The sequence below is a fragment of the Bradyrhizobium sp. WSM2254 genome, from assembly GCF_000472645.1.
Taxonomy (GTDB): Bacteria; Pseudomonadota; Alphaproteobacteria; order Rhizobiales; family Xanthobacteraceae; genus Bradyrhizobium; species Bradyrhizobium niftali.
In genome coordinates this window covers 91,513-105,651 of the sequence record NZ_AXAB01000019.1, presented here as the reverse complement: position 1 = coordinate 105,651, position 14,139 = coordinate 91,513, and the positions used below count along the sequence as shown (strand labels likewise).

Genomic DNA, 14,139 nt, shown 5'->3' with positions numbered 1-14,139 from the left:
GGGAGCTGCTGCACGATGGCCGTTTTTACCGAGTTGTCGTTCGACGAGGTTGCTGCGTTCTTTCGAGCGCTGGGTCTTGGCGCGCCGCTTGCCGTTCGCGGCGTCACCAGCGGAATTGAGAACACGAACTATTTCGTCGAAACGGATGGCGCAAGGTATGTGCTCACCTTGTTTGAGCGTCTCACATTCGAGCAATTGCCTTTTTACCTGCACTTGATGAAGCATCTCGCGGTTCGAGGCATGCCCGTCCCGGATCCGGTTGATGATGCACATGGCGTTATGCTTCACTCTCTGAGGGAGCGGCCCGCCGTGGTTGTCAACAGGCTTCCTGGTGCAAGCGCGGCAGAACCTACCGCCGCCCATTGCAGTTCCGTCGGGGAGTGCCTTGCGCGCCTGCACTTGGCCGGGAGTGATTACCCACGACGCCAAGCCAATCCGCGCGGTCTTCAATGGTGGAACGAGGTCGTGTCGGTGCTCCGCCGCCGCGTATCTGCCGGACCGCGCTCGCTGCTCTCGACTGAATTGGCCTTTCAGAACGAGCTCGCTTTGTCCTCGACCTACAGGCAACTCCCCAGGGGGCCGATCCACGCCGATCTGTTTCGCGACAACGTGTTGTTCGAGAGGGGGCGCCTGTCCGGCGTCATTGATTTCTATTTCGCCGGATGCGACACGTTTCTGTTCGATATAGCGGTGTGCCTCAACGACTGGTGCGTCGATGGCCTCACCCGCCGCCACAATGTGGAGCGAGCCGCCGCTTTTCTGGGTGCTTATGAGAGCGCCCGGCCGCTGACTTCCTCCGAACAGAAGCTCCTTCCTGCGATGCAGCGCGCTGCGGCATTCCGGTTTTGGCTGTCGCGCCTCTGGGATGTACACCTGCCTCGGCAGGCTGCGCTCCTCAAGCCACATGATCCCAGCCACTTCGAGCGCATCTTGCTCATGCTCCGGGGAGAGTTTGCATTATCATGATCGTCCAATTTGCGGCAGCGAGGATGGGGGTACTATGGCGCCGACCCTAGAAGGCCGGATTCGCGAGCTTGTTTCGCAAATCCAAGCGGAGGGCCTCTACAAGCGCGAGCGGGTCATCACAAGCGCCCAGGCCGGCCGAATCCGTGTCGTTTCGCAGTCCTCTGAGCGCGAACTCGTCAATCTTTGCGCCAACAACTATCTGGGTCTCGCCGATCATCCCGAAGTCATCGCAGCCGCAAAGCGAGGCCTGGATGAGTTCGGGTTTGGCATGGCATCCGTGCGCTTCATCTGCGGTACGCAAACGCTGCACCGCGAACTCGAGCGCATGATCGCTCGCTATCTGGACAAGGATGACGCCATCCTGTTCGCGGCCTGCTTCGACGCCAATGGCGGGGTCTTCGAGCCGCTTCTTGAGGCCGACGACGCCATCATTTCAGACTCTCTCAATCACGCTTCCATTATCGACGGAGTGCGTCTTTGCAAGGCGAGGCGCTACCGCTTCGGCAACGGCGACATAAACGAGCTCGAGGATCGGCTCAAGGAGGCGGACAGGGACGGAGCCCGGTTCAAATTGATCGCCACGGACGGCGTGTTCTCGATGGACGGATACGTGGCCAAGCTCCCCGCCATTTGCGCCTTGGCCGAGAGGTACGGCGCCGTCGTCATGGTCGATGACTGCCATGCCACCGGTCATCTCGGCGAAGCCGGCCGCGGCACGCCGACGCTGACAGGCACAAGCGAGCAGGTCGATATCGTCACGGGAACGCTCGGCAAGAGCCTGGGTGGCGCGATGGGCGGCTTTGTTGCGGCGTCGCAACCCGTCGTCGATCTGCTTCGGCAGCGAGCGCGTCCATATCTCTTCTCCAACAGCCTCGCCCCGGTAGTGGCAGCGGGATCGATCAAGGCGATCCAGATCGCGGAAACAGCCGACGACCGACGGCAGCTTCTTGCTGCGCATACGCGGCGCTTTCGGTCGGGATTGGAGAAGGCCGGATTCGAGCTGCTCGCCGGAGAAACGCCAATCATTCCAGTCATGCTGCAGGACGCACGCCTGGCGCAGGAGATGGCAGCAGCGCTGGATGAGCGCGGCATCTACGTCGCCGCGTTCTTCTATCCCGTCGTCCCCAAAGGAAAGGCGCGGATCAGGACACAGATGTCCGCCGCCCTGACCGAAGAGGACGTTGAACTGGCCGTCGACGCCTTCACCGACGCCGGCAAAGCGCTTGGCGTGATTTGATGGTTACAAAGGTGCTCTCATGAAAGCTATTGTCAAAGCAGCCGCCGAACCGGGGCTCTGGCTCGACGAACGGGGGATCCCGCAGATCGGACCGAATGACGTTCTCATCAAGGTCAACAAGACCGGGATCTGCGGCACGGATATCCATATCTACGCTTGGGATGAGTGGGCGCAGCGTACCGTCCCTGTCCCGATGGTCGTCGGCCATGAGTATGCAGGCGAGATCGCCGAGGTCGGCGCGAACGTCACGAAGTTCGCGATTGGGCAGCGCGTTTCGGGTGAGGGCCATGTCGTCGGCACGAGCAGCAGAGCTGCGCGTGGAGGGCGGTTTCACCTGGATCCTGAAACCAAGGGAATCGGCGTCAACATTCCCGGAGCCTTTGCCGAATATCTGCGTTTGCCCGCCTTCAATGTCGTGCCGCTCCCAGACGCGATCGACGACGAGATCGGGGCTATCCTCGATCCGCTGGGCAACGCCGTCCACACCGCGCTGTCGTTCGACCTCGTGGGCGAGGATGTGCTCATCACCGGAGCAGGTCCTATCGGTATCATGAGCGCTGCAGTTGCCCGGCACGTCGGTGCGCGGCACGTCGTGATCACCGATGTCAATCCGCGCCGCTTGGCATTGGCATCGGATGTCGCTGACGTTGTTCCCATCGACGTGACGAAGGAAGATCTTCGGTCCGTGACGCAGCGCCTGGGCATGAAGGAAGGCTTCGATGTGGGGCTCGAGATGAGTGGTGCTCCCGCTGCCTTCGATCAATTGGTCGAAAATCTTGTGATGGGCGGCAAGATTGCCATGCTCGGCATCCCCGCTCGGCCCGCGACGGTCGACTGGACCAAGCTTGTCTTCAAGATGCTTACCGTCAAGGGCATCTACGGTCGAGAGATGTTCGAGACCTGGCACAAGATGCTCGCAATGCTCGAAAGCGGTCTCGACATCCGAAAGATCATAACGCACCGCTTGCCGGTCGCAGAGTTCAGGACCGGATTTGAGATCATGCGGAGTGGCAATTGCGGCAAGATCGTTCTGGACTGGAAAGCGTGATTGCGCCCTCCGAGAGGGCGCCTGCCGCTGGCAGCAGATTGATCCTGCTGCCGCATCATCAATGAAATTCTATGCCGAATTTTGCGCCAGTCCGGCTGCGTAATGCTGTCGGACCCAAGTTACGCTGTTAACTGCGCGGGGCTCATGAGATGGCCTCACGCTGTCCCGCGCTGGCGATGGGCTGGCAACCGGAGTAAGAGACGTCGACCGATCATGACAGCCGCAGCTTATCCAGTCGGGCACCGCGACAATGAGGATGTGGTCCTGCTTCCCTTCGCCAGATCGCATCTGGAAGGCGCCCTGAATCTCTCGCAAGAGATGTCCTGGCCCTACCGGATCGAGGATTGGGACGTCGCGCTGCAGCTGGGCCATGGCTTTGTTCTGGAGCGCGCTGGGACGGTGATCGGGACCGCGGCCTGGTGGCCGTACGGCGAGACTCATGCCTCCGCCGGCATGATCATCGTCGCAAAAGCCGCTCAGGGCCGTGGCTATGGGGCCCGGCTCATGGACGCGTTGCTGGCGTGGGCCCATCCACGGACCATCGCACTGAATTCGACGGCCGAAGGCGTCACGCTTTATCGCCGCCGCGGCTTTGTGCCGACAGGGATCATCCATCAGCACCAGGGAATTCCAAGTGGAAGCCACGAGTCGCTGCGGTCGGGCCTCGTCAGGTCAATGGCGACATCGGATTTCGAGGCAGTCGCGCAGCTTGATCGCGCGGCTACCGGTTTGGAGAGGCGACGGATGCTGGATCGGCTCATCCGGAGCGGTGACGGCTATCTCCTGCAGCGTGATGGCATAGCTCGCGGCTACGCCATCTCTCGGCTTTTCGGCCGTGGGCATGTCATTGGGCCTGTCGTAGCCGAATGTCCGGCCGATGCACGCGCGCTGATCGAGGCCGCGCTGGCAGATCTCGGACGTCGTTTCGCCCGCATAGACACCTCCGCTACATCGCAATTTGGGGAGTGGCTCGAGAGCATCGGCCTGCAGCGGGTCAGTGATGCAACAACAATGATCCTGGGAGCGCAGCCGCCGGCACTCGGGCCGGCGCGCACCTTCGCGCTCGCCAATCAATCGTTCGGCTAGGAGAGATCGAAATGCCACAGCCGGAGATGCGCGCAACGGACATCCGGAACGGCGAGACGGCCGCAGCGGTCGGTGCGCTGGCAACACCGGCCCTCCTGCTCGACAAGGACCGGCTGCATCGCAATCTCGACCGCCTGTCGTCTCGCATGGCTGCGCGTGGCGTCGTGCTGCGTCCCCATATGAAAACCGCGAAATCCATTGACGTCGCCCAATGCGCCTATCCGTCCGGACCAGGACCAATCACTGTCTCCACCTTGGCCGAGGCAGAGTACTTCGCGCAGCACGGCTTTCGCGACATGACTTATGCCGTGGGTCTGGCGCCCCACACAGCTGAAAGAGCGATGCGTCTGCGGAAAGCAGGCGTCGATCTCAAGGTTCTGCTCGATTCGCCGGAGCAGGCGGCCATGCTTGGCGCAGCCGGTCGTACCGCTGGTGTGACACCATCCGCCTTCATCGAGATCGACTGCGATGGTCACCGTGGCGGGCTGACCGCTGAGGATTCCAAGCTCATCGCCGTCGCAGCCGCCGTGGCCGATGCCGGCGCCGACCTTGTAGGCATTCTCACCCATGCCGGCGAATCCTATGGTCTCTGCGCGCCTGAAACCCTCGTGGCGGCTGCGGAGAACGAAAGGGCCGTGGCCGTCGCTGCGGCGGAGAGGTTGCGCGCGGCGGGGCATGAGTGCCCTGTCATCAGCGTCGGCTCGACGCCGACCGCCCATTTTGCCGAAGACCTGACCGGCGTCACGGAAATGCGGGCCGGCGTCTACATGTTCTTCGATCTGGTGATGCACGGCGTCGGCGTCTGCACGACCGATGACATCGCCGTCTCGGTGCTCGCCACCGTGATCGGCACGAAACCCGAGAGGGGCTCGATTTTGGTCGATGCGGGGTGGATGGCGCTGTCGCGCGACCGCGGCACCGCGGCGCAGCGGGTCGATCAGGGATACGGTCTGGTTTGCGACGTGGCCGGCAAGATCTATCCCGACCTGATCGTTTCGCAAGCGAGCCAGGAGCACGGGATCCTCGCCATCAGGCCCGGGTCGGCGCACGCTTTGCCCAATCTTCCGATCGGCGCGAAGGTCCGCATCCTGCCCAATCACGCCTGTGCGACGGCGTCGCAACACGAGTTGTACAACGTCGTCTCCGCCGGCAGCGACGTAATCGAAGCGCGGTGGCCGCGCATGCGCGGCTGGTAGGGCTGGCCGGCCATTCCCGGCCACCTCGGCCCCCTGGTTCCTGCCGCTTATCGGCGCCTATTACCGGATCAAGGATCGCTTCCAATGACCTCTCCCCTTCGACACCTGACGGAAGCCGGCTTCCCCGGAAAATTCTACATCGACGGAGAATGGCGGAAGCCGATCGGATCAGTCGCGGCAGCAGCAACCGTCGTCAATCCGGCGACGGAGCAGCCGATTGCTGAGGTCGCGCTCGGCGATGACGATGATGTGGACTGCGCCATCGCAGCCGCAAGACGAGCCTTCGCCGGCTGGTCCACGACGCCGCCTGCTGAGAGAGCGGCACTGCTCGACCGGATTCACGCTTTGCTGCTGCAGCGGCTGGAGCTGTTCGCGCAGGCGCTTACGTGCGAGATGGGAGCTGCCATCACCTATGCGCGTCGCGCCCAGGTGCCGCTGGCCGCCGAACATATCCGCGTCGCACGCGACAATCTTGCGAACTATCCGTTCGTCACCCCGCGCGGCAGCACCGCGATCATGCGCGAGGCCATTGGGGTGTGCGGTCTCATCACCCCCTGGAACTGGCCTCTCTACCAGATCACCGCCAAGGTCGGCCCCGCGCTAGCGGCGGGTTGCACGGTGGTGTTGAAGCCGAGCGAATTATCGCCGCTGAGTGCCTTGCTGTTCGCCGAGCTGATGGACGATGCCGGTTGTCCGCCCGGCGTCTTCAACCTCGTCAATGGAACAGGTCCGATCGTCGGCGCTCGTCTGGCGGCGCATCCGCAGGTGGACATGATCTCGATCACCGGCTCGACACGCGCTGGCGTTCTCGTCGCGCAAGCGGCAGCGCCCACCGTCAAGCGCGTCGCCCAGGAACTCGGCGGCAAGTCGCCAAACATCATCTTGCCGGATGCCGATCTCAGCCGTGCTGTTCCGCTCGGCATCAGTGCCGCCTTCCGCAATCTCGGCCAATCCTGCAGCGCACCGACCCGCATGCTCGTGCCTCGCTCACACATGGAAAAGGTCGAGACGTTGGCGGCGGCAGCTACTTCAGAGCTGGTGGTCGGCGATCCCCTTGCGGAAAGCACGACCCATGGCCCGATCGCCAATCGGCCGCAGTTCGAGCGCGTGCAGACCATGATCGATGTCGGCCTGGAGCAAGGCGCCAAGCTCGTCATCGGCGGGCCGGGGCGGCCCGGCGAACTTGAGATTGGCCTCTATGCGCGGCCCACCATCTTCTCGGACGTCCGTCGCGACATGAGGATCGCGCAGGAGGAGATCTTCGGCCCGGTGCTGTCGATCATTCCCTACGACACCGTGGACGAGGCGATCGCGATCGCCAACGACACCGTCTACGGCCTCGGCGCCCATGTGCAGGGCACCGATACTGAGAAGGTGCGGACCGTCGCCAGGCGGATCCAGTCGGGTCAAGTGCATCTCAACTATCCTGACTGGGACCCCAACGCACCTTTTGGCGGCTACAAGCGCTCCGGCAACGGCCGGGAATACGGCCGTGAGGGCATGGAGGAGTATCTGGAGACCAAGGCCGTCCTCGGGTTTTACCGGTGAACGCTGCCGCAAAGTCTGTGCCGCCAAGGGGCAGCGAGATCGTAGCCGTCCCGAATGAGATGCCCGATGCTGGCCGAACGGTCCCGCGGAACGTCGTGCTGGGTTTGCGGTAGACGCCGGGGCCTTCTGCCAAATGACCTTTTATTGCGGCACATCCTGCCAGATGCCCGCGGCTATGCTCGGGTCAAGAAGCCAGATGGATAGGAGCCAAGGACATGGATCGCTTCCAGCCGAAATACGTGACCTTTGATTGCCACCGCACACTGGTCAATTTCCAATCCATTCTTGTGCGAACTGCCGTCAGAGGCCGCCTTCAAGACCAGGCATAGAAACAGCGAGGCTTCGCGATTGGAGCGCTCCACCATGCCCAGCATGAAGAACACGATCAGATCAGGACTTCTCCGATTGGATGCTCATAGTGAGCTGGTGCCCAATGGAGAACCCGGTCCGTACACTGGACCGGTGGCTGCGAGAGCAGGCCATCTTTCCAGCGCGTCAACGTCAACCGAAACCTATTTTCGCGCGGCTGCCGCAGCCCTGGCTATGCGGTCCGACTCCTCCGGACCGGACATGTCGGCGACACTGCTGAAGCGTCACTACGGAGTGACCGGATCAATCGCGACGTTGTCCTCCGAGGTCGAGCGCACCGTTGAAGTCGACGTCCCGGACGGCGGGCGGTGCATCCTGAAGACGTCGACCAGACCGGAGGCGGTCGACAGCTTTCGTTTTCAGACCTCGGCCATGGCAGGATTGCAGGAGGCCGCGGGCTTCGTTGCACCCGCAGTGCTGCGCACGAGCAGCGGCGCATTGATGTTTGAGGAAGAGGGGATATGCGGGTACCTGCAGACCCGGATCGAGGGCATTCCGCTGCACCAGGTGGTGCCCACTCCCGAGCTGCTTTTTCGGACTGGCTGCGCCCTCGCTCGGCTTGATTTGGCGCTTGCGCAAGTCGACGTGCTTGCAGCCCATCGGCCCGTTCTTTGGCATGTCGGATGCTGGTCGCGGCTGATGGAACTAGAGCAGTACCTACCAAGCGGGAGCGTTGCCGATAGCGTTCGCGCCGCCATGGCGGAGTATCTGGAGTTTGTTGAGCCACAAATCTCCAACGTCGTCTGGCAGGTCACTCATAACGATCCCAGCCCGTTCAATACGATTGTGACTGGCCCGGGACTGGGCTTCATCGATTTTGGTGATGGCTGCTGGAACCCCAGGATCCAGGATCTGGCGATCGCGGCAAGTCATGTCGTCTCAGATCCGACTCTTCCTCTTGGTGGCGCGGAACATCTCATTGCCGGCTATGCCTCTGTCATTGCGCTTTCAAGACTGGAAGCAAGGCTCCTCATCGGACTGATGCGGGCGCGACAAAGTGCATTGATCCTGGTCAATCACTGGCGCGCCCACCTTTTTCCGGCCGACGCCCCCTACATCAAAAAGAACGTCGCGCGTGCCGAGCACGGCCTTTCTATCCTGGCGCCTCTTGATGTCGCATTGGGCGAGGCGGCAGTCCTGGCGGCGGTATCGTCGTCCTTACCGTAACGCCGCTTCGGTTCGCTCGAGCGACAGGGGCGTAAAATTGCGAAGTAACCGTAGTACTCTTTCAAACAGGTAGCAGCACATGTCCACAGATCTCATGCCCAACCGCTACAGACCTGGCGAATCAAACCTTCCCAGCCGCGAATCCGAGCTCATTGCTCGTCGTGACAAGGTTCTGGGCGCTTCTTATCGGCTCCAGTACCGCCGGCCCGTGCACTTCGTTCGCGGCGAAGGTATGTGGCTGTACGATCCCGACGAGCGGGCTTATCTCGACTTCTACAACAACGTGCCGTGTCTCGGCCATTGCCACCCGGAAGTAAATGCTGCAATGGCTGAGCAGGCGGGCCGAATAAGCGCCAATACGCGCTATCTCGAGCCAAAGCTTGTCGACTATGCCGAGCGGCTCGTCGGTACTTTCCCGAACGAGCTCGACCGCGTGGTGTTTACCTGCACGGGGAGTGAATCCAACGATCTGGCGCTTCGCATTGCGCGATGTGCGAGCGGCAATGAAGGCGTGATCGTTTCCACCTATGCGTATCACGGCACTAGTGCTGCGACCGCCGCGGTTTCGCCGAACCTGGGTGACGCAGTCAAGCTCAGCCCGTTCGTGCGGATGGTGTCTTTACCCGGGCCGGCGGGCATACCGGAAGCCCAGGCTGCGGAGTTCTTCGAGAGCCAGATTCGTTCGGCCATAATGGATCTGAACCGTCGTGGCATGGGCGTTGCGGCCCTGCTCATCGACAGCATTTTCTCCAGCGATGGCGTATGGGTAGATCCTCCTGGATTCATCGCGAGCGGAGTTGCGGCGGTGCACGAGGCCGGTGGTCTCGTCATTGCCGACGAAGTTCAACCAGGCTTCGGACGAACTGGCGCCGGTATGTGGGGCTTCGAGCGACATGGGATCGTTCCGGATCTTGTTACCCTCGGCAAGCCGATGGGCAACGGATTCCCGATTGGCGCTGTCGTTGGTCGCAGAACATGGATGGACCAATTTGGTGCCACCTCTCGCTACTCGAACACATTCGCCGGAAACACAGTCGGGATGGCAACAGCGGACGCCGTGCTAACGATCTTGCAGCGCGACCAAATTCCGCAAAGGGCCCTTGCGATGAGCGCGCGCCTCCGCAGCGGACTGGAGAAGCTCGCAAAGCAGCAACATGAAATTCGCGCCATACGAAATGCTGGTCTTTTCTTCGGCGTCGACATAGGGGCTGAGGGGACCCCGCCGGCAGGTCGGCGTGCGATGGCTTTGGACCTGGTCAACACAATGCGGGATGACGGCGTGCTTATCAGCACGACCGGTGCCAATGAAGATACCCTTAAAGTGCGCCCTCCGCTCGTTTGCCACGCCGAGCATGTTGACCTCTTCCTAGCAACCATGGAGCGGGCGCTCATCAAGATCGCAGGCTAAACTAGATCACAGACGTCATCGGGGCTGGACTATCAAACCCGATGCCATCACGGCTTTAAACGAAATTTTGCACCTGTTCTTGCAGCCATTGAGCAAGATGGTGTGCTGTCCCTGACAGTTCAGGTTCTCCTGTCCAGATGAGCCCGTAGTGGCTTTCGTCGGCATCGAAACCGGCAGGTGCGATGAGCCGCCCTCTATCGACGTCGTCGGTAGCAAGGACCCAAGGGCTGAGCGCAACACCCAGCCCGGCGGATGCGGCTTCAACGATCAGGAAGTGGTGGTCGTAAAAGCGAATCTCCGTGGGGCGCCGCCCTGACGGGTGGCTGGAAAGCCAGCGCGACCAGGCGTCCGGCCGGGTCTTTGATCCCAAGGCGATGTACTCCCCGGAAGCAAACGCCGACGCGAGTTGAGGACTCATGACCGGTCCAACCTTTTCGGGAAAAAGGCGCCGGACATGCCAGACATCTGGAAGCGCAAAGTCGAGCCGGCGTATGGCGAGATCGATCCGGTCGCGGCGAAACTCGACAGGGCCGCCGGCGACGGAAAGGTGGAGAGCGATGTCGGGATGGACGGCCTGAAAGTTCGCAAGTCGTGGAATAAGCCAGCGCATTGCCACCGAAGGCTCGCATGAGAGAACGAGGGAATTCTGCCGAGCGTTGGCAGCACGCAAGCTCACAACGGTTGTCGCCAACTCGGTGAAGAACCGGCCGAGCGTGAGGTTGAGCGCCTCTCCTGCGGCAGTGAGGCGCAAGCCACGTCCGCTTTTTTCGAAGAGTTTGAAGCCAAGGTCTTCGGACAGCTTGGTGATGCGGCGGCTCACGGCTCCGTGGGTCAAGGCGAGGCTGTCTGCGGCCAAGCGGACAGACCCGAGGCGCGCCGTGGTTTCGAACGCACGTAAGTCGTCCAAGGAAGGTACTTCTGACCGCTTCATTGGTGATATAATATCACCAATCATGAGCAGAAACTATCGCTTTTCATGCTGGACTTGGTTCGCATAATTGACCCATGCGAACCAATGGCCAATACACAATCGGTATTCTTGCCGACGACCTGACCAGCGCCGCGGATGGGGCCGGTCCGTTTGTCGAGCGGGGCCTGCGCGCCGTTGTCGGCCGACGCCGGCTACCGCCAGAGGAGGCGGCGATCGTCGCGGTCGATAGCGGATCGCGATCCGCCTCTGCCCTGCAAGCCGCAGGGCGAGTGTCGGACCTTGCCGAGCAACTCGCTTCACGGGATGTCCTCTACAAGACCGTGGACTCGACCCTTCGCGGCCACGTCAGGGCCGAGATGGAAGCGGCCTTCACCGCAAGCGGCCGCAAGATGCTGGTCTTCGCACCTGCGTTCCCGGGTGCAGGGCGTACGACCGTCAGCGGCGTTCAGCTTGTCGATGGCATCCCGGTCGCGGAGACCGGCTATGGTCGCGATCCCGTCCATCCGGCGCGCCACTCGCGGCTGGTTGAACTCGTCCCGTCCTCAATCTGCAATGTCGTCATCCTTGATGCTGCGACACAGGACGAACTCGACGTAAAGATTGCGGCATTCCCGGATCCGGAGTCGATCCTGTGGGTGGGTTCTCCGGGCATGGCCCTGGCTTTGGCGAAGCGGCTTGCGCCGGTTCAGGTTGCCTCTGACGTGACGCTGACCGGGGGCAGCGAGATTCTTGTTGTTGTCGGCAGCGCGAACCCGCGCAGCCATCGTCAGGCCGATCGGATCGGGATCGAGCGCGGTGTTGCTGTGTTACGAGCTCCGGTGGAACGTATCGACCACCCCAATTCCATCCTGCGCGACATTGCGCAGGCCGCGGCTCGAAGGGTCGTCGATGAGCCTTGCGACGTGGTGATGGCCACTGGCGGGGATACGATGGAAGCGATCCTCGATGGCCTGGACATCTCTGCGCTCGAGATTCTGCAAGAGCTCGAGCCAGGGTTTCCGCTTGGCCGCGCGTCCCTCGAGAATGGACGAGAGCTGCTCATCGCCATGAAGGCAGGCGGGTTTGGCGACGACGATACGCTACGTCGTGCGGTCGCGCGGCTCCGCGCCCGCGCCTCGGTATCAGAAAAGGTTCTGTAATGACCCAAATCGCTCCCCTCGCCATCACCATGGGCGATGCCTCAGGCATCGGCCCGGAGATCGTGGCGAAGACATTGGCAAAAGGCGCTGAAAGCGTGGTCGTCTTCGGCAGCTCGGTCGTGATGGAAAATATCGTCCGTCGTCTGGGCCTCGGCCTCAAGGTCAAGCGCATCGCCGAACCTCAAGAAGCGCGCTCTGAGCCGCGGTCCATCGAGGTCGTCGAGGCGACGCAAATCATCGCGCCGCCTCCGCTCGGGAGCGTCAGCGCGATGTCCGGCCAAGCTTCCTTCGACGCCGTCGTCGCCGCCATCGCGGCAGCCAAAACCGGCAAAGTCAGCGGCATCGTCACGGCGCCAATCAACAAAGAGGCAATGGCAAGCGCGGGCATTCGCTATCCCGGGCACACCGAAATCCTCGCCGAATATGGCGGTGCGAAGCGCGTAGCGATGATGCTGGCCAACGACGATATCCGCACTGTTTTAGTCACCATCCACACGTCGCTGCGCAAGGCCATCGACGAAGCGGATTTCGAAGCGCAGATGTCGGCGATCCGGCTTGCAAACCAGGGCGGAAAGGCGCTCGGGATCGCGGCGCCGCGCGTTGCGGTCGCAGGGCTCAACCCCCATGCCGGGGAGGGTGGTCTCTTCGGCGACGAGGAAATCCGGATCATTGGTCCCGCGATCGAGGCTGCGCGCGCAGAGGGCATCGACGCCAGCGGCCCGTGGCCCGGCGACACCGTCTACATGCAGGCGCGCAAGGGCCGCTTCGATGTGGTCGTGGCCCAATATCACGATCAGGGCCTGATCCCCGTGAAATATCTCGGCCTCGAAAAGGGTGTGAACATCACGCTCGGCCTGCCGTTCGTCCGTACGAGCCCTGACCACGGCACGGCGTTCGACATTGCAGGCCGAGGCATCGCCGACACCGGAAGTCTCGAGACCGCGCTGGCTTACGCGCGACGGCTCATCGCCGCGCAAATCAAGACCAAAGAAGGGGTAGTCTAATGGGCCTTCGCTTCATCTTCATGCTGACGCGCAACGATCGCACGGTCGAGGACGCCTCCGAACAGCTCAAGACCGCCCTGAGCCTCGGCGTTCGTCACATTGGCTTCAAGGACATTGGCCTGACGATCGATCGGCTCAAAGATCTCAACCAGGCCATCAAGGCAGACGGCGCGACCTCCTACCTCGAAGTCGTTTCACTCGACCTGCAGAGTGAAATCGTTTCGGCGAAGGCGGCGGTCGAAATCGGCGTTGACGTCTTGCTCGGCGGCACACGCGTTGACGACGTCCTGCCGATCCTTGCGGGCACGGACATTCAATACTGTCCCTTCCCGGGTCGGATCACGGGTCACCCGAGCGTTCTCGAAGGGAGCATCGAGGAGATCGTCGAGAGCGCAAAGGCGCTTGCCGCGCGGGAGGGCGTGCACGGCCTCGACCTGCTCGCCTATCGCTCCAGGGAAGACGTCCCGGCCCTCATCAAAACGGTGTGCGCGGCGGTGTCCAAGCCCGTCTATGTGGCCGGCTCGATTGATACGCCGGAGCGGATCGCCACCCTGAAGGAGGCAGGCGCCGCCGGCTTCACCATCGGCACGGCCGCGTTGGACGGCAAGTATCCGGCGGGCGACAAGGACGTCGCTCGCCAGCTCGGGGCCATCATTCGCGACGTGGCCGCGCTCAATCGGCATCTCTCGCCGCTCCACAAGAAGAACCTGGCCAGCTCGTTCGGGCAGTTCAAGGAGACCTGGTCTCCGAAGATCGCCGGTCAGATCAACGACATGCAGATCAAGCTCGCCAAGTTCGCGGGCGAGTTCGCCTGGCGCTTTCATAGGAGCAGTGATGAACTCTTTTTGGTGCACAAGGGCCGCCTGCTGATGAAATTCCGCGATCGGGACGAGATCATCGAGCAAGGCGAGTTCATCGTGGTCCCCCATGGGGTCGAGCATTGCCCTGTCGCGCTGGACGACATCTGTGAGGTCGTGCTGCTCGAACCCGGAACATCCATGGGCGCCGGCACCGCTCACGACGTCGAAGGCTAGACCGTC

13 protein-coding genes are annotated in these 14,139 nt (G+C 62.2%); 11 read left to right on the top strand and 2 right to left on the bottom strand.

What is annotated here, in order from left to right:
* Window positions 1–15: 15 nt before the first annotated feature.
* The 6 genes from A3M7_RS0114505 (at window position 16) to A3M7_RS0114480 (ending at window position 7,081) form a co-directional block, all read left to right on the top strand.
* On the top strand, window positions 16–966 hold the full coding sequence (locus A3M7_RS0114505) for a homoserine kinase (protein ID WP_027544586.1): 951 nt from the start codon (window positions 16–18) through the stop codon (window positions 964–966).
* Window positions 967–1,000: 34 nt separating this feature from the next.
* Window positions 1,001–2,203: a glycine C-acetyltransferase gene (locus A3M7_RS0114500; protein WP_027544585.1), complete on the top strand. Its 1,203-nt coding sequence runs from the start codon at window positions 1,001–1,003 to the stop codon at window positions 2,201–2,203.
* Window positions 2,204–2,222: 19 nt separating this feature from the next.
* Window positions 2,223–3,251: an L-threonine 3-dehydrogenase gene (tdh, locus tag A3M7_RS0114495; RefSeq protein ID WP_027544584.1), complete on the top strand. Its 1,029-nt coding sequence runs from the start codon at window positions 2,223–2,225 to the stop codon at window positions 3,249–3,251.
* 213 nt (window positions 3,252–3,464) lie between these two features.
* A complete protein-coding gene (locus A3M7_RS0114490) occupies window positions 3,465–4,337 on the top strand; it encodes a GNAT family N-acetyltransferase (protein WP_049823409.1) in 873 nt (290 codons plus the stop codon).
* A gap of 26 nt (window positions 4,338–4,363) precedes the next feature.
* The gene (locus tag A3M7_RS0114485) at window positions 4,364–5,533 is read left to right on the top strand and encodes an alanine racemase (protein WP_027544582.1); all 1,170 of its coding nucleotides are present in this window, start codon (window positions 4,364–4,366) and stop codon (window positions 5,531–5,533) included.
* An 84-nt stretch (window positions 5,534–5,617) separates the two neighbouring features.
* Window positions 5,618–7,081, top strand: coding sequence for an aldehyde dehydrogenase family protein (locus A3M7_RS0114480; protein WP_027544581.1), 1,464 nt, complete (start codon window positions 5,618–5,620; stop codon window positions 7,079–7,081).
* 173 nt (window positions 7,082–7,254) lie between these two features.
* On the opposite strand, the gene A3M7_RS49625 is transcribed toward A3M7_RS0114480, so the two are convergent.
* The gene (locus tag A3M7_RS49625) at window positions 7,255–7,464 is read right to left on the bottom strand and encodes a hypothetical protein (protein WP_027544580.1); all 210 of its coding nucleotides are present in this window, start codon (window positions 7,462–7,464) and stop codon (window positions 7,255–7,257) included.
* 187 nt (window positions 7,465–7,651) lie between these two features.
* On the opposite strand from A3M7_RS49625, the gene A3M7_RS44145 reads away from it, so the two are divergent.
* Window positions 7,652–8,617 (top strand): phosphotransferase enzyme family protein, encoded by a 966-nt coding sequence (locus tag A3M7_RS44145; RefSeq protein WP_049823418.1) that lies wholly within the window; start codon window positions 7,652–7,654, stop codon window positions 8,615–8,617.
* Window positions 8,618–8,696: 79 nt separating this feature from the next.
* Window positions 8,697–10,025 (top strand): aspartate aminotransferase family protein, encoded by a 1,329-nt coding sequence (locus tag A3M7_RS0114465; protein ID WP_027544579.1) that lies wholly within the window; start codon window positions 8,697–8,699, stop codon window positions 10,023–10,025.
* A gap of 55 nt (window positions 10,026–10,080) precedes the next feature.
* Here A3M7_RS0114465 and A3M7_RS0114460 read toward each other — a convergent pair whose 3' ends face one another.
* Window positions 10,081–10,932 (bottom strand): LysR family transcriptional regulator, encoded by an 852-nt coding sequence (locus A3M7_RS0114460; RefSeq protein ID WP_245284246.1) that lies wholly within the window; start codon window positions 10,930–10,932, stop codon window positions 10,081–10,083.
* A 98-nt stretch (window positions 10,933–11,030) separates the two neighbouring features.
* On the opposite strand from A3M7_RS0114460, the gene A3M7_RS0114455 reads away from it, so the two are divergent.
* From A3M7_RS0114455 to A3M7_RS51240, 3 genes are read left to right on the top strand one after another with little or no spacing between them, the layout of a single operon-like run.
* A complete protein-coding gene (locus tag A3M7_RS0114455) occupies window positions 11,031–12,095 on the top strand; it encodes a four-carbon acid sugar kinase family protein (protein ID WP_027544577.1) in 1,065 nt (354 codons plus the stop codon).
* Entirely contained in the window at window positions 12,095–13,099 is a 1,005-nt protein-coding gene (gene pdxA / locus A3M7_RS0114450) for a 4-hydroxythreonine-4-phosphate dehydrogenase PdxA (protein WP_027544576.1), read from the top strand. The genes A3M7_RS0114455 and pdxA overlap by 1 nt, the downstream gene beginning before the upstream one ends.
* A 20-nt stretch (window positions 13,100–13,119) precedes the next feature.
* Window positions 13,120–14,133, top strand: coding sequence for a cupin domain-containing protein (locus A3M7_RS51240; RefSeq protein ID WP_371090188.1), 1,014 nt, complete (start codon window positions 13,120–13,122; stop codon window positions 14,131–14,133).
* Window positions 14,134–14,139 lie beyond the last annotated feature (6 nt).